This is a genomic window from Kineococcus aurantiacus, from assembly GCF_013409345.1.
GTDB lineage: Bacteria > Actinomycetota > Actinomycetes > Actinomycetales > Kineococcaceae > Kineococcus > Kineococcus aurantiacus.
On record NZ_JACCBB010000001.1, the window covers coordinates 1,090,151 to 1,109,389 of the forward strand.

Here is a 19,239-nt window from a genome sequence, read left to right on the forward strand (position 1 = left end):
CGGGGGCCCCCGGACCACCGGGCCCTGTGGACAGCATCCGTCCTCCGCTCGTGCGCCGACCTAGCTTCTCCCCCGGGGGCGGCCACCGGGCCGGCCACGGGACCGCGGACCGCCGCGGGGAGGAGAGGATCCCATGAGCAGGTTCGAGGTCGACAGCGCGCGGGTGGAGCAGGCCAGCGCGGCCGTGGCCACGTCGGCGGGCAACCTCGCCGCCGAGGTGGACGGCATGATGCGCCACCTGCTGGACCTGGAGTCGTGCTGGAAGGGGCAGGCGGCCAGCGGGTTCCAGCACCTGTCGGCGCAGTGGCGGCAGACCCAGGACCGGGTGCGCACGACGCTGGAGGAGATCCAGCGGGCGCTGGCGCAGGCGGGCCGGCAGTACGCCGACGTCGAGGCGGCCAACGCCCGCATGTTCGCCGGCTGACCCCGGGAGCGCCGGAGGCCCCACGCGGGAGCGTGGGGCCTCCGGCGGTGGGGGTGGGGTCAGGCGGCTCGGGACAGCGGCGCGTGCGCCCCGGCGATGCTCCAGCGCATCTCCAGGTGCGGGCGGCCGGACGCGTCCCGGACCGTCACCCAGTGCACGGCGGGCTTGGTGCTCGTCTGCTGAGTGGACTTCGTTCCGATGTTGGCCATGTGCCACCTCCTGTTCATCTGGAGTTCACTTTAGCGGACGTGACCCGCTCTTGACCAACTTTCGGCGCGAATCGCGGAAAGTGACCAAACCGATACTGATCGCCCTGCGGGCGGGACCGGCCGGTCCCGCGGCCTACCCTGGGCCGGTGACGACGGTCGATCTGGGTGTCCCGCGGGTGCGCAGCGCCCCGCCGTCGGCGGGTCCCGCTGACCCGCGCTTCACCACCGGGCCCCTGCGCGACCGCCACGGCCGGGTGGCCCGGGACCTGCGGGTGTCGCTGACCGACCGCTGCAACCTGCGCTGCCACTACTGCATGCCCCCCGAGGGCCTGCCCTGGCTGGCCTCCGACGACGTGCTGTCCGACGCCGAGGTCGTCCGGCTCATCGAGGTCGCCGTCCGCGACCTCGGCGTGCACGAGGTGCGCTTCACCGGCGGCGAGCCGTTGCTGCGCAAGGGGCTGGAGGACGTCGTGGCGGCGGTCTCCCGGCTGCGGACCGACGGGGGCGACCCCGTGCGCACCTCCCTGACGACCAACGGCATCGGGCTGGAGCGGCGGGCGCCCGCCCTGGCCGCCGCGGGTCTGACCCGCGTCAACGTCTCGCTGGACACGCTGCGCGCGGACCGCTTCGCCGGCATCACCCGCCGGGACCGGCACGCCGACGTCCTGGCCGGCCTGGCGGCGGCCACCGCGGCCGGCCTGGCCCCGGTGAAGGTCAACGCCGTGCTGCTGCGCGGGACGAACGACGACGAGGCGGCCGACCTGCTGCGCTGGGCCCTGGAGGCGGGGTACCGGCTGCGGTTCATCGAGCAGATGCCGCTGGACCCGCACGGCACGTGGGACCGCGCGCAGATGGTGACGGCCGAGGAGGTCCTGGCCGCGCTGCAGGAGGAGTTCACCCTCGTCCCGCGCCCGGGCACGGCGCGCGGGTCGGCGCCGGCGGAGACCTGGGACGTGCTGGACGCCGCGGGCGGGCGCCGGGGCGACGTGGGGATCATCGCCTCGGTGACGCGCCCCTTCTGCGGCGACTGCGACCGGACCCGGCTGACCGCCGACGGCCAGGTCCGCACCTGCCTGTTCTCCACCTCGGAGACCGACCTGCGCACGGCCCTGCGCGGCGGGGCCGACGACGCGACCCTGGCCGCGACGTGGCGGGCGGCGATGTGGGGCAAGCTGCCCGGCCACGACATCGACGACCCGGGGTTCCTGCACCCCACCCGGCCCATGAGCGCCATCGGCGGATGAGCGCCCCCAGGAGTGGACAGGAGGTGGACGTCCCCGTGCAGCTGACGGTGCGGTTCTTCGCCGGCGCCGCCGCGGCCGCCGGTCACGAGTCCGAGCAGGTCCTCGTCGCCCCGGCGAGCACCCTCGGCGAGCTCGTCGACGAGCTCGGCGCCCGCGACCCGGCGCTGGCCCGCGTCCTGACCGCGTGCAGCTTCCTCGTCGACGGGGTCGCCGCCCGCCGCGAGGACCGGCTCGCCGACGGCACGACCCTCGACGTCCTGCCCCCCTTCGCGGGGGGTTAGCGAGGGGTCAGCGGCGGGCGAGCCGCGCGATGGAGTTCGCCAGGTGGACCCGCATGGCGGCCCGCGCCGTCTCGGCGTCGCGGCGGGCGACGGCCGCCACGACGGCCCGGTGCTCGGCCACGACGTCCGACACGCCGCCGGACCCGCTGCGCAGCCGGCCCGCCGGCATCGCGATCATCGGCTCCCCCAGCGTCTGCAACACCTCCAGCAGGTAGCGGTTCTCGGAGGCGGCCGCGACCGCCACGTGGAACCGGAAGTCGGCCCCGACGGCGTCGGTGGGGCGGTCGGCGGCGTCGGCGAACCCCTCCGCGGCCCGGTGCAGCGCCGCGAGCCGGGCGTCGTCGTGCCGGGCCGCGGCCAGCGCCGCGGCCTCGGTCTCCACCGCCAGGCGGAACTCCAGCAGCTCGGTGCGCCCGGCCGCCGAGCGCAGGCCGCTGACGTCGACGTCGAAGGTCCTGTCGCTGGGCCGGGCCAGCACGAAGGACCCCTTGCCGCGCAAAGTCTCCACGAGCCCGGCGGCCTGCAGGCGGGACATCGCCTCGCGCACGACGGTGCGCGAGACGCCGAACTCGGCGACGAGGTCGCTCTCGGACGGCACGGCCTGGCCGGAGACGAGCTCGCCCTCGACGATCCGCGCGCGCAGGACGTCGACGAGGGCCTGGGTCCGGGTGGTCGGGGCGCTCACGCGACGCCGAAGGCGACGGAGTCGGTGGTCCAGGCGCGCGCCTGGTCGGTGAGGGTGAAACCCAGGCCGGGGCGGTCGGGCACGACCATCCGGCCGTCGACCGTCTCGAGGCGTTCCTCGAACAGCGGGTTGAGCCACTCGAAGTGCTCGACCCACGGCTCGCGGGGGTAGGTCGCGGCCAGGTGCAGGTGGATCTCCATGGCGAAGTGGGGGGCGAGGTCCAGCCCGGCCTGGTCGGCGATGGCGGCCAGCCGCAGGAAGGGGGTGATGCCGCCGATGCGGGGGGCGTCGGGCTGGATGACGTCGGCCGAGCGGTGCTCGACGAGGGCCAGGTGCTCGCTGACGCTGGACAGCATCTCCCCCGTCGCGATCGGGGTGTCGAGGGCGCGGGCGAGGTCGGCGTGCCCGACGGCGTCGTAGGCGTCGAGGGGTTCCTCGATCCAGACGAGGCCGAACTCCTCGAACGCGCGGCCCATCCGCAGCGCCGAGGTGCGGTCCCACTGCTGGTTGGCGTCGACCATGAGCGGGACGTCGGGTCCGAGGTGCTCGCGGACGGCGCTGACGCGGCGCAGGTCCTCGCGCCGGTCGGGCTGGCCCACCTTGACCTTGATGCCGCCGATGCCGGCGGCCAGGGACTCGTCGGCGCGGGCGAGCACCTCCTCCAGCGGGGCGTGCAGGAAACCCCCGGAGGTGTTGTAGGTGCGCACCGAGTCGCGGTGGGCGCCCAGGAGCTTGGCCAGCGGCAGCCCGGCGCGCTTGGCCTTCAGGTCGTACAGGGCGATGTCGAGGGCCGCGAGGGCCTGGGTCGCCACCCCGCTGCGGCCCACGGAGGCCCCCGACCAGAGCAGCTTGGTGTAGACCTTCGCGATGTCGTTGGGGTCCTCGCCCAGCAGGCCGGCGGCGACCTCGCGGGCGTGGGCGTACTGGGCGGGTCCGCCGGCGCGCTTGGAGTAGCTGAAACCCAGCCCCTCGAAACCCTGCTCGGTGCGGATCCGGGCGAAGAGGAACACGATCTCGGTCATCGGGCGCTGGCGGCCGGTGAGCACCTTGGCGTCGCTGACGGGTGTCGCCAGCGGCAGGGTGGCGGTCGAGAGTTCCACGTACCGGATGCTGTCCACGGCACTCATCGTACGAGTCGAGTTACTTGTCCTACAAGAAGGGCGCGGGGTCGAACGTCCCGTTGCGGCGGCGGAACTCCGTGGCCGTATCGGGCCACAGCAGCGTCAGCCGCCCGCTGCGCCGGTCCACGTACCAGCTCGAGCACCCGCCCCGCAGCCACACCGACTCCCCCGCCGCGGCGTCGATCTCAGCGGTGTAGCGCCGCTGCGCCGCCGCGCTCACCTCCAGCGGACCGACCCCGCCCGCCAGGTGGTCCAGCGCCCCCAGCAGGTACCCGATCTGGCTCTCGATCACGTGGATCGCCGAGTTGTGCCCCAGGCTCGCGTTCGGGCCGTCGAGCACGAACAGGTTCGGGAAACCGTGCACGACGGTCGAGGCGTGCGACACCATCCCCCCGGCCCACGCCTGCGCCAGCGTCGTCCCGTCGCGGCCGTGCACGCGCGCCGCGTACGGCTGGACGGTGGAGTGGAAACCCGTGGCCAGCACGAGGGCGTCCAGCCGGTGCACCGAACCGTCCCGCGCCGTCACCGACCCCGGCCCGGCGCTGCGCACCGCCGAGGGCACCAGCTGGACGTCGGGGCGGAGCAGCGCCGGGTAGAACGTGTCCGACAGCAGCACGCGCTTGCAGCCGATCTCGTAGTCCGGCGTCAGCGCCGCCCGCAGAGCCGGGTCGGGCACCTGCGCCGCCAGGTGGTCCAGCGCCGTGCGCCGCAACGACTCCAGCGCGTCGCGGTCCATCCGGCGGGCCCGCAGCCCCTGCTCCATCTCCGCGAACGTGCGCGAGCGCGACGCCGCGACCACGGCGGGGTCCCCGGCGTGCCGGGCCCGTTCGCCCGCGCTGAAGGCGCGGTCCCCGCGCGGGACGACCCACGCGGGGCTGCGCTGGAACACGCTGACGTGCGCGGCCCGGCCGGCCAGCTCGGGCACGACCTGCACGGCCGAGGCCCCCGTGCCGACCACCCCCACCCGTAACCCCTCCAGCGCCACCGCGTGGTCCCAGCGGGCGGTGTGGAGCACCGGCCCGGCGAAGTCGGCCAGCCCCGGCACGTCGGGCACCCGCGGCTCGGTGAGCCGGCCCGCGGCCAGGACCAGGACCCGCGCCCGCACCGGCCCCGTCGACGTCGCCAGCTCCCACCACCCCGCCGGCGACCACCGCGCCCGCAGCACCTCGCAGCCCAGCCGCAGGTGGTCGGCGACCTCGCGGGCGCACCCGCGCAGGTACCGCTGGATCTCCGCCCCGGGGGCGAAGACCCGCGACCAGCCGGGGTCGGGGGCGAAGGAGAACGAGTACAGGTGCGAGGGGACGTCGCACGCCACCCCCGGGTAGGTGTTGTCCCGCCACGTCCCGCCGACCTCCCCGGCGCGTTCCAGGACGACGAAGCTGTCCCGGCCCCGGCGGTGCAGCCGGATCGCCGCGCCGAGCCCGGCGAACCCCGCGCCCACGACCGCGACGTCGAGGACCGGCGCGGCCTCGGGGACGGGTGCGCTCACGCCCGCGCCGGCACGCCGTACCGGGTCGTGCGCTGCCGCAGCGGCCTGCCCCCCGCGAGCGCCGCCGCGGCCCGCGGGGTCAGGGTGTTCCCGGCCTCCTGGCCCGCGGCCGGGTCCAGGGCGCCGTCCAGGAGCAGCCCGCCCAGGTCGTCGGCCCCGCCGCGCAGCAGCTGCGCCACGAGGGCCGGCTCGTGCCGGGGCCAGGCCGCCTGCACGTGGTCGACCGCGCCGTCCAGCAGCAGCCGGGCCACGGCGTGCAGGGCCCGCGTCGCGCGCGGGGACGGGGCCCGCAGGGGCGAGGGCATCGCGATGAACTCGGTGATCCCGCCCGTCTCGCGGGCGAGGGCGGCCAGGAGGCGCAGGTGCGCGACCTGCTGGGCGGGGGTCTCCGGCCCGCCGTGCACGAGCGTGGAGGTGGAGGTGAGCCCGACCTCGTGGGCCGTGCGCAGCACCTGCACCCACCGCGCGACCGGCAGGTCGGGGACGCCGCCGTTGAGCGCGGTGCGCACGTCGTCGTCCAGGACCTTGGCCGCGGTGCCCGGGACCGACCCCAGCCCCGCCGCGCGGGCCGCGGCGAGGAACTCGCGCACGCCCGACCCGCGCCGGCGCGCCGCGTCGAGCACCTCCGGCACCCGGAAGGCGTGCAGGTGCACCCCCGGCCCGGCGGAGGCGACGGCCCGCACCAGGTCCAGGTAGCCCTCGGGCCCGGCCGCGGCGGGCAGCTCGCCCTGCACGCAGACCTCGGTGGCCCCCAGGGCGACGGCCTCGGCGACGAGCTCGCGGACGTGGGCGAGGTCGGCGCCCACGCGCGTCCCGTCGAGGTTGCGGTTCACCACGAACGTGACGTCGTCCCCCGTGCGGGCGCGGCGCAGCTCGTCGGCGGTCGCGGCGAGCCGCTCCAGGTCCGCGCCGTCGGCGGCCAGCAGGCTCACCGCCTGCGCGTCGGTCAGCCGGTGGGGGTCCGAGGCGGCCACGGCCAGGGCCTCGGGGAGAGCGTCGGGCACCGCCCGAGGCTAACCCTCAGGGGCAGGCGACCCACTCGGAGGTGCCGTCGGTGAAGTGCTGGTGCTTCCACACCGGCAGCCGGTCCTTGACCTCGTCGACGAGCCGGGCGCACGCGGCGAAGGCCTCCCCGCGGTGGGCGGCCGAGACCGCCACCGCGAGCGCCACGTCGCCGATCGCCAGGTGCCCGAGCCGGTGGCTGACGGCGACCGCGTCGACGTCGGCCCCGGCGGTCACCTCGGCGACCACGGCGGCCAGGACCCCGGCCGCGCCGGGGTGCCCCACGTACTCCAGCTCCCGCACCCCCCGGCCGTGGTCGTGGTCGCGCACCACCCCGGCGAACGTCACCACCGCCCCCGCGGCGGCGTCGCCGACCAGCCGCGCGTGCTCGGCGACGTCGAGAGTCTCGGGGCCCACCGCGGTGCGCACGACGCGCCGGGCGGGCGCGGTCAGGCGCCCCTGGTCCTGCTCACCGGTCTGCACGGGAGCAGGGTAGGTGTTCCGGGCGCGGCGGTCGTGGGGGAGACTCCCCCGGTGACGCACGTGAGCGGCTGGCGGATCGTCGTCCCGGTCAAGGGCGGGGACGAGGCGAAGACGCGGCTGGCGCTGCCGCCGGACCAGCGGCGGGGCCTGGCCCTGGCGATGGCCCTGGACTGCCTGGCCGCCTGCCTGGCCACGCCCGGGGTCGGGCTCGTGGTGTGCGTCAGCGACGACCCCGTCGTGCTGCGCTCGGCCCGGGCCGCCGGGGCCGTCACGGTCTCCCCCGGCCGCCCCGGGCTGGCCCGCGCCGTCGACGCGGGCCTGGCGAGCCTGGAGCGGGGCCCGACGGCCGTGCTGCTCGGCGACGTGCCGGCGCTGCGCCCGCGGGACCTGGCGACGGCGCTGGAGGAGGCGCTGGGCGTGCCCGGCCCGGCGCTGGTCACCGACACCGAGGGGACGGGCAGCGTGCTGCTGGCCGAGGTGGGCGGGGACGTCCCGCACCGCTTCGGGCCCGACTCGGCCCGTCACCACCTGCAGGCCGGGGCCCGCGCGCTGACCGCGCCGGTGCCCTCGCTGCGCCGCGACGTCGACACCCTGGCCGACCTGGCGGCCGCCCTCGGCCTGGGCGTGGGGCCCCGCACCCGCCAGGCCGTGCCCCCGGACCTGCTGGCGCCGTGCGCCGGACGTCCCTGCTGACCACCCACCGGAGGAGCACGTGAGCACCACCCTGCCGACCCCCCGCCGCCGCCACGCGGCGCCCGCCGAGACCGCCCCGGGACCGGAGGCGGTCGCCGCGGCGCTGGCCGCGGCCCGCGCGGGCGACCTGGGCCGCCGCGACGCCGAGGTGCTCCTGCACGCCCGCGGGGACGCCCTGGAGCAGCTGTGCGCCCTGGCCCGCCCCGTCCGCGACCAGGCCCTGGCCCGGGCCGGGCACCCGGGGGTGATCACCTACTCGCGCAAGGTGTTCGTCCCGATCACTCGGCTGTGCCGCGACCGCTGCCACTACTGCACGTTCGCGACCGTCCCGGGCCGGCTGCCCGCGGCGTACCTGTCCGAGGACGAGGTGCTGGCCATCGCCCGCGACGGCGCCGCCGCCGGGTGCAAGGAGGCCCTGTTCACCCTCGGCGACGCCCCCGAGGACCGCTGGTCGCAGGCCCGCACCTGGCTGACCGAGCGGGGCTTCGCCTCGACCCTGGACTACGTCCAGCACCTGGCCCGCCGCGTCCTGGACGAGACCGGCCTGCTGCCGCACCTGAACCCCGGGGTCATGTCGCACGAGGCGCTGCTCACCTCCCGGCCCCTGGCCCCCTCGATGGGGATGATGCTGGAGACCACGTCGAAGCGGCTGTGGCTCGAACCGGGCCAGGTCCACCACGGCTCCCCCGACAAGGACCCCGACCTGCGGCTGCAGGTGCTGCGCGACGCCGGCCGCGCCCGGGTCCCCTTCACGACCGGGGTCCTCGTCGGCATCGGCGAGACGTACGCCGAGCGCGTCGACTCCCTCCTGGCGATCCGGGACGTGGCGGCCGAGTCCGGCGGCGTGCAGGAGGTCATCGTGCAGAACTTCCGCGCCAAGGACGACACCGCGATGCGCGGCGAGGCCGACCTCGAGCACCCCGAGTACGTCGCCACCCTGGCCGTGGCCCGGCTGCTGCTGGGCCCGGGGGTCTCGCTGCAGGCCCCGCCCAACCTGTCCGACGCCGCCCAGCGCCGTCAGCTGCTCGACGCCGGCGTCGACGACTGGGGCGGGGTCTCGCCGCTGACCCCCGACCACGTCAACCCCGAGCGCCCCTGGCCGCAGATCGACGACCTCGCCGAGACGACCCGCGAGGCCGGGTTCCACCTCGCCGAGCGCCTCACCGCCCACCCCCGGTTCGTGCTCGACGCCCTCGCGGGCCGCGACACGTGGATCGCCCCGGAGCTGCACGGGGCCGTCGCGGCGCTCGCGGACCCGGTGACGGGGCTGGCGCGGGAGTCCGCGGTGCCCGTGGGGCGGGTGGCCGCCTGATGGGGGCGTTCGACCCGCCCACCGACGCCGAGGTCCGCATGGCCCGGTTCGTCGGCGAGCAGCTCGTGCCCGACGGCCGGCCCGAGATCGAGGACTTCCTCAGCCGCGACGAGACGCTGCTGCTGGACGTCCTGACCGCCGAGGACGCCCCGGCGCCGGGGTGCACGTCCGTCTCGACGCTGTCGATGCACCGCTACCCCAACGTCGTGGCCGGTACCGACGTGCGCGTGGAGCTGGTGACGGTGCTGCAGGACGTCGAGCGGCGGCTGGCCACGGGCCTGCTCGTGGCGTCGGCGTTCGCCGCGATCGGCGAGCCGTGGGCGCTGTCGCCGGGGACGGTCTTCCCCGGGATCGTCGCGGACCTGCTCGGCGGGCGCACCGAGCACCTGCTGTTCACCGCCCCGGGCAACTTCGCGCACCTGTCGCGGTACCCCCTGGAGCCGGGGCTGGACGTGCACTGGCTGCAGGCCGTCCCGGTGCACGAGAGCGAGCGCGGGTTCCTGCTGGAGCACGGCCTGGACGCCCTGGAGCGGCGGTTCGAGGACGCCGAGGTGCCCTTCCTCGACGTGCGGCGCGACGCCGTCGTCTGAGGCCCCGCCGCCGTTCCCCGCTCGAAGCACGGTTCGGGCCCTCCCGACGCGCTCGGGAGGGCCCGAACCGTGCTTCGAGCGGGGAACGGGAGCGGGGAACGGGAGCGCGGAACGGGGCGCCGAACGCCACGAGGGCGGCCCTCCGGGGAGGACCGCCCTCGCGGGTGGTGCGGTGGTGCGGGTCAGGCGTGGATCAGAAGTCCATGCCGCCCATGCCGCCGTCGCCGGCCGGGGCCGCAGCGGCCTTCTCCGGCTTGTCGGCGATGACGGCCTCGGTGGTGAGGAACAGCGCCGCGATGGAGGCGGCGTTCTGCAGCGCGGAGCGCGTCACCTTGACCGGGTCGTTGATGCCCGCGTCGAGCAGGTCCACGTACTCGCCGGTGGCGGCGTTGAGGCCGTGACCGGTGGGCAGGTTGCGGACCTTCTCCGCCACGACGCCACCCTCGAGACCGGCGTTGACCGCGATCTGCTTGAGCGGGGCCTCGACGGCGACCTTGACGATGTTCGCGCCCGTGGCCTCGTCACCGGTCAGGTCGAGCTTCTCGAAGGCGAGCACGCCGGCCTGGATGAGGGCGACGCCACCACCGGCGACGATGCCCTCCTCGACGGCGGCCTTCGCGTTGCGGACGGCGTCCTCGATGCGGTGCTTGCGCTCCTTCAGCTCGACCTCGGTCGCCGCACCCGCCTTGATGACGGCCACGCCGCCGGCGAGCTTGGCGAGGCGCTCCTGGAGCTTCTCGCGGTCGTAGTCGGAGTCGCTGCGCTCGATCTCGGCGCGGATCTGGCCCACGCGGCCGGCGATGGCGTCGGCGTCGCCGGCACCCTCGACGATCGTGGTCTCGTCCTTGGTGACGACGACCTTGCGGGCGCGGCCCAGCAGGTCGAGGTCAGCGGTGTCGAGCTTGAGGCCGACCTCCTCGGAGATGACCTGGCCACCGGTGAGGATGGCGATGTCGCCGAGCATGGCCTTGCGGCGGTCGCCGAAGCCCGGGGCCTTGACGGCGACGGACTTGAAGGTGCCGCGGATCTTGTTGACGACCAGGGTCGCGAGGGCTTCGCCCTCGACGTCCTCGGCGACGATGACGAGCGGCTTGCCCGACTGCATGACCTTCTCCAACAGCGGGAGCAGGTCCTTCACCGTGGAGATCTTGGAGTTGAGGATGAGGATGTACGGGTCCTCGAGCTCCGTCTCCTGACGCTCGGCGTCGGTGACGAAGTAGGGGGAGATGTAGCCCTTGTCGAAGCGCATGCCCTCGGTGAGCTCGAGCTCGAGCCCGAAGGTGTTGCTCTCCTCGACGGTGATGACACCTTCCTTGCCGACCTTGTCGAGCGCCTCGGCGATGAGCTCGCCGATGGAGGCGTCACCGGCGGAGATCCCGGCGGTGGCCGCGATCTGCTCCTTGGTGGTGACCTCCTTGGCGGCGCCGAGCAGCTGCTCGGTCACGGCCTCGACGGCCTTCTCGATGCCGCGCTTGAGGCCCATCGGGTTCGCACCCGCGGCCACGTTGCGCAGACCCTCGCGCACCAGCGCCTGGGCCAGGACGGTGGCGGTCGTGGTGCCGTCGCCGGCCACGTCGTCCGTCTTCTTCGCGACTTCCTTGACGAGCTCGGCCCCGATCTTCTCGTAGGGGTCCTCGAGCTCGATCTCCTTGGCGATGGAGACACCGTCGTTGGTGATCGTGGGGGCGCCCCACTTCTTCTCCAGGACGACGTTGCGGCCCTTGGGCCCCAGCGTCACCTTGACGGCGTCAGCGAGCTGGTTCATCCCGCGCTCGAGGCCGCGACGAGCCTCTTCGTCGAAGGCGATGATCTTGCTCATGCCTGGTGTTCCTCCCAGAAGAACGGGCGTGGGTGGCTGGCGCGGCGCCCGCGACGGACGGTCCCCGGGCCCCGGGGTCACGTCCCCCGGCACCTGCGGACCTCACCGCACCGGCCTAGGAGCTTCGCTCCCGGGTCGAGGTGCTGTCACTCTCGACTCGAGAGTGCCAACGCCAATGTTGGCACTCTCCCCCCACGAGTGCAAACCCCCCGCCGGGGCCGTTCGCCCGCGGCGGACCCCCGCCGGCGGCTCGGTCCTCGAGCCCGGCGTCGAGGTCGGCGTCCACGACGCAGCGCTGGAGGACCGGCTGGACGACCACCAGCAGGACGACCGGACGAAGGTCGACAGCTCCCCCTCGACCCGTCGAGGCAGGCGGCCGCGCCGCGTCCTCGGGGTCGCCGTCGTCGAAGGCCACGACGTGGCCGCTCTCGAGCGGCGCGTCCGGGTCGGCGCCGGAGGTCCACACCGACCCGGGCGTGACGACGTCGTCGTCGAGGTCGACGAACTCCTGCAGCGCGGCCGGGGTGGCGCCGACAGCCGGGAGGTGCTCCTCGTCGCGCCCTCGCCACCGGCGGCCGATCCCTCTACCTCGCAGGCGGTCCGGGTGGTACCGGCGGTGGCCGCGGCGAGGGGGCCGCGGAGGACGGGACGCCGGCTCGTGCGGGTGGGGCTCAGGTGTCGACGTCCTCGTCCCCCGGTCCTCAGCCGTCCCCCACCCGTCGTCGGGCCGGCAGTTCGCGGGAGGTGTCCGGTGGGGGTTCACCGGTCGAGGCGCCGAGCCGTCGCGGACCGGACGGCTTCACGTCAGGTCAACCGCACGCTAGCGTCGCCGCTGGTGGCGCACCGTCGCCCCGCCGAGCAGGTGCCCGCCCCCGCCGGCGCCCCCTCCCTCCCCCAGGACGCAGCCGTGCACCCCTCCGCCGCCGACGCCGTGGACGAGCCCTTCACCCGCGCCCTCGCCGCCGACCTGGACCGCGGCGTGGCGGTCCTGCTGGCCGGCCGGGCCCCGGCGCTCAGCCCCCTCGCGCACCGGGAGACGACCGCGCGCCTGAAGGCGCTCGTCACCGCCTTCCACCACCCCGCCTCGGCCCACCACCACGACCTGGCGCTGCTCGAGGTCGCGGACCGAGTGCTGGCCCAGCTCGCCGCGGCGCAGACCGCGACCGGCCTGTTCGACAGCACCAACCTGGCCTCCCCGCCGGACACCGCCTTCACCGTGAACGACCTGTGCCTGACCGCGCAGGTCGCGGCCCGCGAACCGGCGCTCGCGGACGTCGTCGCGGGGTTGCGCGCCGTCGGCGAGCGGGCCCTGCCGCCGCTGCTGACCGGCGGGGTGCACACGCCCAACCACCGCTGGGAGCTGTCCAGCGCCCTGGCCCGGCTCGGCGCCCTGCTCGGGACGCCCGAGGCCGTCCGCCCCCGCGTCGAGCAGTGGCTGGCCGAGGGCGTCGACCTCCAGCCGGACGGCATGTACTCCGAGCGCAGCCCCCTGTACGCCGCCGCCGTCACCAACCCCTCGCTCCTGGTCCTGGCCGACGTGCTGGACCGCCCCGACCTGCTGGACCCGGTGCGCCGCAACCTCGAGGCGTTCCTGCCCCTGCTGGACCCCGACGGGGACGTCGAGTCGGTGCACTCCCGCCGCCAGGACCAGCGCACCCCCGGCCACCCCGGCGGCCCGTTCCTGCTGCACTACCGGCGGCTCGCCCTGGAGGAGGACCGCCCCGACTTCGCGGCCGCGGCGCGGACGCTGCGGTCGCGGGGCGTGGACGGCCGCCGGGACCTGCCCGAGGTGGTGGTGCGGCCGGGTCTGGCCGCCCCCCTGCCGCCGGGGCCGGCGCTCGCGTGGGAGGGCACCGCCGCGTACCCCGCGTCCGGTCTGGTCGTCAGCGCCCGGGGACGGACCCGCACGACGGTCTTCGGCGGCAGCGACCAGCCCGCGGTGCGCGCGGTCCGCTCCGGCACCGCGAACTCGGCGACGTTCCTGCGGGTGCGCCACGGCGAGGCCCTGCTGCGGTCCGTGCGGCTGTCGACGGAGTTCTTCGGCCTCGGCCCCTTCCGCAGCGCCGTCCTGGAGCACGGGCCCGGCGGCGTCCTGGTGCTGCGCCAGTCCCTGCGCGCGGGCTACTACCAGCCGCTCGCGGCCGCCGACCGGGCCCCGGACGGGGCCTACCCGCTCGGCGACGAGGGCCGGTTCCACGCCGCCATGGCCTTCGAGCGCCGCGCCGTCGACGAGGTGGAGCTCACCACCGAGATCACGGTCGGCCTCGTGCCGGACGGCGCGGACCTGACGATCCGCTCGACCGGCGCGGCGACGTCCTTCGCCCTGGAACTGACCTTCCGCCCCGGCGGCACCTTCGAGGGGGTGCAGGAGGGACCCGACGGCACCCGGCGGCTGACCGGCGCGCAGCTGCGCTGCACCGTGGGCACCGACGAGCTCGTCGTGGGCACCGACCAGCCGGCCGTGGGCCCCGGCGGGGGCGACGGCCACGACCAGCCGGCGCGCTTCGACCCCGGCGAGCAGTACACCTACCTGGGCGCCGACGACGCCGCGACCGGCGAGGTCGTCCTCGTCACGGGCCGCACCCCGGGGGTCCGGCACCTGCGCGTGCGCGGGCGCTCGACGGCGTAGGCCCGGGGCGGGCGGCGGGGAGCCCGGGGCGGCGGCGCCACCCCGGGCCGGCGGTCAGAGGCCGCGCACGCTCTCGGCCTGGGGGCCCTTCTGGCCCTGCCCCACCTCGAACTCGACGCGCTGACCCTCTTCGAGGGAGCGGTAACCGTCCGCGACGATGGCCGAGTAGTGCACGAACACGTCCGCGCCACCGTCGTCGACGGTGATGAACCCGTACCCCTTCTCGGCGTTGAACCACTTCACGGTGCCCTGAGCCATTGCTTCTCCTGTGGTGCAGCGAGCGGAAGACGCCTCCGGCGCGCGCCGGACACGGGTCTCACGCTGCCCGCGGCCACGCGGCCGTGAGCGACGCCCGACGTGCGCTCCCCGAGCAGAGGACGTGCTCATCGAACTGATCGACCGGGGCCCACGTTAGTGCGGGGAGGGGCTGGTGGGACAGGGTTCGACCAACAGCGTCTTCACGAAACGGTCACGACGCGGGCGCCCCGGGACGCTCACAGGACGCCGCGGACCGTCTCCAGGAGCGGGCCCAGCAGCGAGCGCAGACCCACGACCAGCCCCGCGCCGACCACGGCCGCGAGCAGCAGCCAGGCCAGCACGACCAGCACGACGCCGGCCGGACCGCGGCGGGTGCGGTGCGCGCCCCGGCGCGGGGCCAGCTGGCGGGCCCGGCTCAGGGCTGCACGCCCAGGCGCCGGGCCGAGCGGGCCCGCTGCCGGCTGGAGCGCATCCGGCGCAGCCGCTTGACGAGCATCGGGTCGTGGGCCAGGGCGGCCGGGGAGTCGATGAGCGCGTTGAGCAGCTGGTAGTAGCGCGTGGGCGAGAGGTCGAACAGCTCCCGCACGGCCTGCTCCTTGGCCCCGGCGTACTTCCACCACTGGCGCTCGAAGGCGAGGATCTCGGCGTCCCGGCGGCTCAGCCCCTCGGGCAGCTCCCCCGCCCGTCCGTGCTGGTCGCGCTCGGTGCGCGCCGTCGCCTCGGACCGCTCCACGTCTCCCACCCCTCTCGGCGCGGCCCCGTCCGGCCGCTGCGTGGCGAGTCTAGGAGGGCCCACCGACACTCCCGGCGACCCCGCGCCGCGCGTCGCGGGGCGTTCGGGAGCTGGGTAGCGTCCCGTGCGTGACTCCCGACGCACCCTCCCCACGGTTCCCGCAGACCCCGCAGGACCCGGCCGGTCTGGGCCTGGACGACCTGGACCCGGGGTGGGCGCGGGCCCTGCTGCCGGTGCGCGCGCAGCTGGAGCAGCTGTCCGCCGCGCTGGCCGCGGAGACCGAGCCGTGGCTGCCCGCGCCGGAGGCGGTCCTGCGCGCCTTCCGCCAGCCCTTCGAGGCGGTCCGCGTCCTGCTCGTGGGCCAGGACCCCTACCCCACCCCCGGTCACCCGATCGGGCTGAGCTTCGCCGTCGAGCCGCACGTGCGGCCGCTGCCGCGCAGCCTGGTGAACATCGGCCGCGAGCTGCGCGAGGACGTCGGGGTCGCGCCCCCCGCGCACGGGGACCTGACGGCGTGGACCGAGGCGGGGGTCCTGCTGCTCAACCGCGTCCTCACCGTGCGCGCCGGGGCCTCCGGCTCGCACCGCCGGCTGGGGTGGCAGGCCGTGACCGACGCGGCCGTGCGGGCGCTCGCGGCCCGCGGCGGTCCCCTCGTGGCGCTGCTGTGGGGCAAGGACGCCCAGCAGGTCACCCCGCTGCTGGAGGGGGTGCCCGTCGTGGCCGGCGTCCACCCCAGCCCCCTGTCGGCCTCGCGGGGGTTCTTCGGCTCGCGCCCGTTCAGCCGCGTCGACGCGCTGCTGCGCGAGGCCGGCGGGGACGGGATCGACTGGCGCCTGGCCTGAGGGCCGGCCGGGCCGGGGTGCCCCTGGCGTCGGCGGCGGGCAGGGGTAGGGCACGATCGGCCCCATGACGGCGACGGTGCACAGCTCCCCCTTCGGCCGGACCCGCCGCGGGGAACCGGTGGAACGCTGGGAGCTGCGGCTGCCCTCGGGCGCGAGCGCGGCCGTGCTGACCCGCGGGGCGACGCTGCAGCAGGTCCGCGTGCCGGACGCCGCGGGGGCCCTGGGCGACGCGGTCGTCGCGCTGCCGGACGTCGCGGCCTACGAGAACGCCTCCGGTTACCCCGGGGCGGTCGTCGGCCGCGTCGCGAACCGCGTCGCGGGCGGGCGGTTCACCCTCGACGGGGTCGAGCACCGGGTGCCGCTCAACGACGGCGTCAACGCGCTGCACGGCGGGGTGGAGGGTTTCGACCAGCGCGTGTGGTCGGCCTCGGAGGTGGACGTCGACGGGGTCCCGGGGGTCCGGTTCGCCCTGCGCTCCCCCGACGGCGACATGGGGTTCCCCGGCACGCTCGAGGCGGCCGTCACGTACTCGCTGCGCGCGGAGGGCTCCGCGGTGGTCCTGCGCCTGGACCACTCGGCGACGACCGACGCCCCCACCCCGGTGAACCTCACGAACCACGCGTACTTCGCCCTCGACGGGGCCGGGTCCGTGGAGGACCACGTCGTGCGGCTGGCCGCCTCCCGGTACCTGCCGGTCGACGCGGACCTCATCCCCACCGGGGAGCTCGCCGCGACGGCCGGCACCCCGTTCGACTTCTCGGCCCCCACCCGGATCGGCGACCGGCTGCGCGAGGCCGACGAGCAGCTGCTGCGGGCCGGCGGCTACGACCACTGCCTGGTGCTGGACGGGCCGGGGATGCTGCGGGAGGTCGGCTCGGTCACCGGGCCCCGCTCGGGGCGGACCGTCACGGTGCGCACGGACCTGCCGGGTCTGCAGCTGTACTCCGGCAACTTCCTCGACGGGTCCTGGCGGACCGTGGAGGGCCGGCCCGTCCGCCAGGGCGACGCCCTGTGCCTGGAGACGCAGCTGCTGCCCGACGCGGTGAACCAGCCGTCCTTCGCGGAGCTGGGCGACTCGGTGCTGCGGCCGGGCGGGGAGTTCCGCACGACGACGGAGTACGTGTTCTCCGCCTGAGCCCCGGCGCGCCCCGGTGGCAGCACGACGCCCGCGCCCCCCTGGGGGACGCGGGCGCGCGGGCGGGGCGGGGCCTCAGTTGATGTGCTTGCCGCCGTCGACCTGGTAGCTGACGCCGTTGACGAAACCGGCCTCCTCGGACAGCAGGAACGCGACCACCGCGGCGATGTCGCCCGGGGTGCCGACGCGGCCCACGGGGATGCCCTCCGACATCTGCGCCTTGCGCTCGTCGGTGAGCTTGCCGCCCATGATGTCGGTGTCGATCGGCCCGGGCAGGATCGCGTTGGCGGTGATGCCGTGCGGACCCAGCTCGCGCGCCGCGCCGCGGGTCAGGCCCAGGACGGCGGCCTTGGCCGCGGCGTAGGCGGTCTTGGAGAACGTCCCGCCGCCGTCGACGGCGGTGATGGAGGAGGTGTTGACGATGCGCCCCACCCCGACCTCGACCATCCGGCGCGCGGCGGCCTGGACCATGAGCAGCGACCCGGTGGCGTTGACGGCCATCGTGCGGTCCCACTCGGCGAGGGTGATCTCGAGCAGGGGCGTCGGGTTGGCGATCCCGGCGAGGTTCACCAGGCCCACGACGGGCGGCAGGGCGGTGTCGAACTCGGCGAACGCCGCCGCCACCGAGTCCGGGGAGGAGATGTCGGTGGTGACGCCGTGGACGTCGGCCCCGGCCTCGCGCAGCTCCTGCGAGATCTCCGCCACGCCGTCGGCGGAGATGTCGACGAGGCCCAGGCTCCAGCCGTCCCGCGCCAGGCGGCGGGCGACGACCCGGCCGATGCCTCGCGGGGCGCCGACCCCGGTGACGACGGCGGTGCGGCGGGCGGGGAACTCCATGCTGGTCTCCTGGGGTGCGGGCGGGTGCGGGCGGTGGGGTGTCAGCGGGCGGCCGCGGCGGGGCGGGTCTCGTCCTGCGGGGCGGTGCTCATGAGCTTGGTGCCCAGCAGCAGCAGCGCGCCGAGCACGGCGATCCCGCCGAGGACGAACAGGCCGGCGGTGGTGGAGTCGAACGTCTCCTCGGCCCAGACGCGGATGTTGGGGGCGATGAAGCCGCCGAGGTTGCCGAGGCCGTTGATGAGGCCGAACCCGGCGGCCAGCGCGGCACCGCTGAGGTAGCGCGTCGGCAGGGTCCAGAACAGCGGCTGGCAGGTGACGAAGCCGATGGCGGCCACGCACAGGGCCACGATGGCGAGCACGGCGTTGCCGGCCACGGCCGAGACGGCGATCCCGGCGCCGGACAGGACGAGCAGCGCCGCGCCGACCTCGCGGTGGCGGCGGTGGCGGTCGACGATGCGGGGCACGACCGCGATGGTGACCAGGGCGCAGGCCCACGGGATGGAGGTCAGCAGACCCACCGTGAACCCGACCTCGCGGCCGGTGATGGCCGAGACCTGGGTGGGCAGGAAGAACGTGAGCCCGTAGACGGCGGCCTGGATGCACAGGCAGACGAGGCAGAAGTACAGGACGCGGGGGTTGAGCAGCGCCTTGCCCCAGCCCAGGTGGCCGCCGGTCTCGCCGCGGGCGGCGTCGTCGGCGGCGAGGCGGTCCGCGAGCGCGGCCTTCTCCTCGGCCGGCATCCACCGGGCCTTCTCGGGGCGGTCGGTGAGGACGAACACGGCGACGACGCCGACGACGACGGCGAACAGGCCCTCGACCATGAACAGCCACTGGTACCCGGCCAGGCCCGCGAGCCCGTCCATCTCCAGCAGCCCGCCGGACAGGGGCCCGCCGACGATGTTGGCCAGGGGCAGGCCCATCTGGAACAGCCCGGTGGCGAAGGCGCGGCGGCTCTCGGGGAACCAGTAGGTGAGGTAGAGCAGGACGCCGGGGAAGAACCCGGCCTCGGCCACGCCGAGCAGGAACCGCAGGACGTAGAACATCGTCTCGCCCTGGACGAACATGAAGGCCGTGGCGATGAGGCCCCAGGTGACCATGATCCGGGCCATCCACCAGCGGGCGCCGACCTTGTGCATGATCAGGTTGCTGGGCACCTCGAAGACGGCGTAGCCCACGAAGAACAGCCCGGCGCCGAAGGCGTAGGCGGCGGCCGACAGGCCGATGCTGACCTCGAGCTCCTCCTTGGCGAACCCGACGTTGCTGCGGTCGAGGAACGCGATGACGTACATCAGCAGCAGGAACGGGATGAGCCGCTTGGCCGTGCGGCGGACGGCGGAGTCGACGAGGCGGTCGGCTTCCGGCGGGGCGGGGTTGCTCACGTGCTCTCCAGACAACGTCGTCGTTCACAGAGACCGTCCGCGTGGACGGGAGGGCGGCTGGCGTCGCCGCGGGC

At 75.6% G+C, this 19,239-nt stretch carries 19 protein-coding genes and 1 pseudogene; 9 read left to right on the forward strand and 11 right to left on the reverse strand.

Annotated elements, in window-relative coordinates; translation table 11 throughout:
• Positions 1–133 precede the first annotated feature (133 nt).
• Complete coding sequence (locus tag BJ968_RS05150) at positions 134–424, forward strand: WXG100 family type VII secretion target (RefSeq protein WP_179749808.1); 291 nt, start codon at positions 134–136, stop codon at positions 422–424.
• 59 nt (positions 425–483) lie between these two features.
• Here the strand turns inward: BJ968_RS05150 and BJ968_RS05155 are convergent, their stop codons facing one another.
• Entirely contained in the window at positions 484–633 is a 150-nt protein-coding gene (locus BJ968_RS05155; protein WP_179749810.1) for a hypothetical protein, read from the reverse strand.
• Positions 634–779: 146 nt separating this feature from the next.
• Here BJ968_RS05155 and moaA point away from each other — a divergent pair, with 146 nt between their 5' ends.
• Together moaA and BJ968_RS05165 are read left to right on the forward strand one after the other, a co-directional pair.
• On the forward strand, positions 780–1,877 hold the full coding sequence (moaA, locus tag BJ968_RS05160) for a GTP 3',8-cyclase MoaA (protein ID WP_179749812.1): 1,098 nt from the start codon (positions 780–782) through the stop codon (positions 1,875–1,877).
• Entirely contained in the window at positions 1,874–2,158 is a 285-nt protein-coding gene (locus BJ968_RS05165) for a MoaD/ThiS family protein (protein ID WP_179749814.1), read from the forward strand. The genes moaA and BJ968_RS05165 overlap by 4 nt, the downstream gene beginning before the upstream one ends.
• Positions 2,159–2,165: 7 nt before the next feature.
• Here the strand turns inward: BJ968_RS05165 and BJ968_RS05170 are convergent, their stop codons facing one another.
• From BJ968_RS05170 to BJ968_RS05190, 5 genes are read right to left on the reverse strand one after another with little or no spacing between them, the layout of a single operon-like run.
• Complete coding sequence (locus tag BJ968_RS05170) at positions 2,166–2,843, reverse strand: FCD domain-containing protein (protein WP_179749816.1); 678 nt, start codon at positions 2,841–2,843, stop codon at positions 2,166–2,168.
• Entirely contained in the window at positions 2,840–3,970 is a 1,131-nt protein-coding gene (locus BJ968_RS05175) for an L-talarate/galactarate dehydratase (protein ID WP_179749818.1), read from the reverse strand. The genes BJ968_RS05170 and BJ968_RS05175 overlap by 4 nt, the downstream gene beginning before the upstream one ends.
• 22 nt (positions 3,971–3,992) lie before the next feature.
• Positions 3,993–5,453 carry an FAD-dependent oxidoreductase gene (locus BJ968_RS25475; RefSeq protein ID WP_179749820.1) on the reverse strand — a complete coding sequence of 487 codons (1,461 nt, stop codon included), beginning with the start codon at positions 5,451–5,453 and terminating at the stop codon, positions 3,993–3,995.
• Positions 5,450–6,457 carry an FO synthase gene (locus BJ968_RS05185; RefSeq protein WP_343077832.1) on the reverse strand — a complete coding sequence of 336 codons (1,008 nt, stop codon included), beginning with the start codon at positions 6,455–6,457 and terminating at the stop codon, positions 5,450–5,452. Before BJ968_RS05185 ends, BJ968_RS25475 begins: the two co-directional genes overlap by 4 nt.
• A 16-nt stretch (positions 6,458–6,473) precedes the next feature.
• On the reverse strand, positions 6,474–6,938 hold the full coding sequence (locus BJ968_RS05190) for a molybdenum cofactor biosynthesis protein MoaE (protein ID WP_343077834.1): 465 nt from the start codon (positions 6,936–6,938) through the stop codon (positions 6,474–6,476).
• 51 nt (positions 6,939–6,989) lie between these two features.
• Here BJ968_RS05190 and cofC point away from each other — a divergent pair, with 51 nt between their 5' ends.
• The 3 genes and pseudogenes from cofC to BJ968_RS05205 all read left to right on the forward strand — a co-directional run bounded on the left by cofC (position 6,990) and on the right by BJ968_RS05205 (position 9,533).
• On the forward strand, positions 6,990–7,631 hold the full coding sequence (gene cofC, locus BJ968_RS05195; RefSeq protein WP_179749822.1) for a 2-phospho-L-lactate guanylyltransferase: 642 nt from the start codon (positions 6,990–6,992) through the stop codon (positions 7,629–7,631).
• Between the two features lie 31 nt (positions 7,632–7,662).
• A pseudogene (gene cofG, locus BJ968_RS05200) lies at positions 7,663–8,928 on the forward strand (7,8-didemethyl-8-hydroxy-5-deazariboflavin synthase CofG); the annotation flags it as partial.
• A gap of 14 nt (positions 8,929–8,942) precedes the next feature.
• Positions 8,943–9,533 carry a suppressor of fused domain protein gene (locus BJ968_RS05205; protein WP_179749825.1) on the forward strand — a complete coding sequence of 197 codons (591 nt, stop codon included), beginning with the start codon at positions 8,943–8,945 and terminating at the stop codon, positions 9,531–9,533.
• A 193-nt stretch (positions 9,534–9,726) separates the two neighbouring features.
• On the opposite strand, the gene groL is transcribed toward BJ968_RS05205, so the two are convergent.
• A complete protein-coding gene (groL, locus tag BJ968_RS05210) occupies positions 9,727–11,352 on the reverse strand; it encodes a chaperonin GroEL (RefSeq protein WP_179749827.1) in 1,626 nt (541 codons plus the stop codon).
• Between the two features lie 835 nt (positions 11,353–12,187).
• On the opposite strand from groL, the gene BJ968_RS05215 reads away from it, so the two are divergent.
• The gene (locus BJ968_RS05215) at positions 12,188–13,981 is read left to right on the forward strand and encodes a hypothetical protein (RefSeq protein ID WP_179749829.1); all 1,794 of its coding nucleotides are present in this window, start codon (positions 12,188–12,190) and stop codon (positions 13,979–13,981) included.
• Between the two features lie 54 nt (positions 13,982–14,035).
• On the opposite strand, the gene BJ968_RS05220 is transcribed toward BJ968_RS05215, so the two are convergent.
• Entirely contained in the window at positions 14,036–14,239 is a 204-nt protein-coding gene (locus BJ968_RS05220; protein WP_179749831.1) for a cold-shock protein, read from the reverse strand.
• A gap of 415 nt (positions 14,240–14,654) precedes the next feature.
• Complete coding sequence (locus tag BJ968_RS05225; RefSeq protein WP_179756251.1) at positions 14,655–14,912, reverse strand: DUF3263 domain-containing protein; 258 nt, start codon at positions 14,910–14,912, stop codon at positions 14,655–14,657.
• A 245-nt stretch (positions 14,913–15,157) separates the two neighbouring features.
• Here BJ968_RS05225 and BJ968_RS05230 point away from each other — a divergent pair, with 245 nt between their 5' ends.
• Both BJ968_RS05230 and BJ968_RS05235 read left to right on the forward strand, forming a co-directional pair.
• Complete coding sequence (locus tag BJ968_RS05230; protein WP_218885515.1) at positions 15,158–15,814, forward strand: uracil-DNA glycosylase; 657 nt, start codon at positions 15,158–15,160, stop codon at positions 15,812–15,814.
• A gap of 64 nt (positions 15,815–15,878) precedes the next feature.
• Positions 15,879–16,949, forward strand: coding sequence for an aldose epimerase family protein (locus BJ968_RS05235; protein ID WP_179749835.1), 1,071 nt, complete (start codon positions 15,879–15,881; stop codon positions 16,947–16,949).
• Between the two features lie 75 nt (positions 16,950–17,024).
• On the opposite strand, the gene BJ968_RS05240 is transcribed toward BJ968_RS05235, so the two are convergent.
• On the reverse strand, positions 17,025–17,786 hold the full coding sequence (locus BJ968_RS05240; protein WP_179749837.1) for an SDR family NAD(P)-dependent oxidoreductase: 762 nt from the start codon (positions 17,784–17,786) through the stop codon (positions 17,025–17,027).
• Positions 17,787–17,827: 41 nt separating this feature from the next.
• A complete protein-coding gene (locus tag BJ968_RS05245) occupies positions 17,828–19,165 on the reverse strand; it encodes an MFS transporter (protein WP_179749839.1) in 1,338 nt (445 codons plus the stop codon).
• Positions 19,166–19,239: the final 74 nt, after the last annotated feature.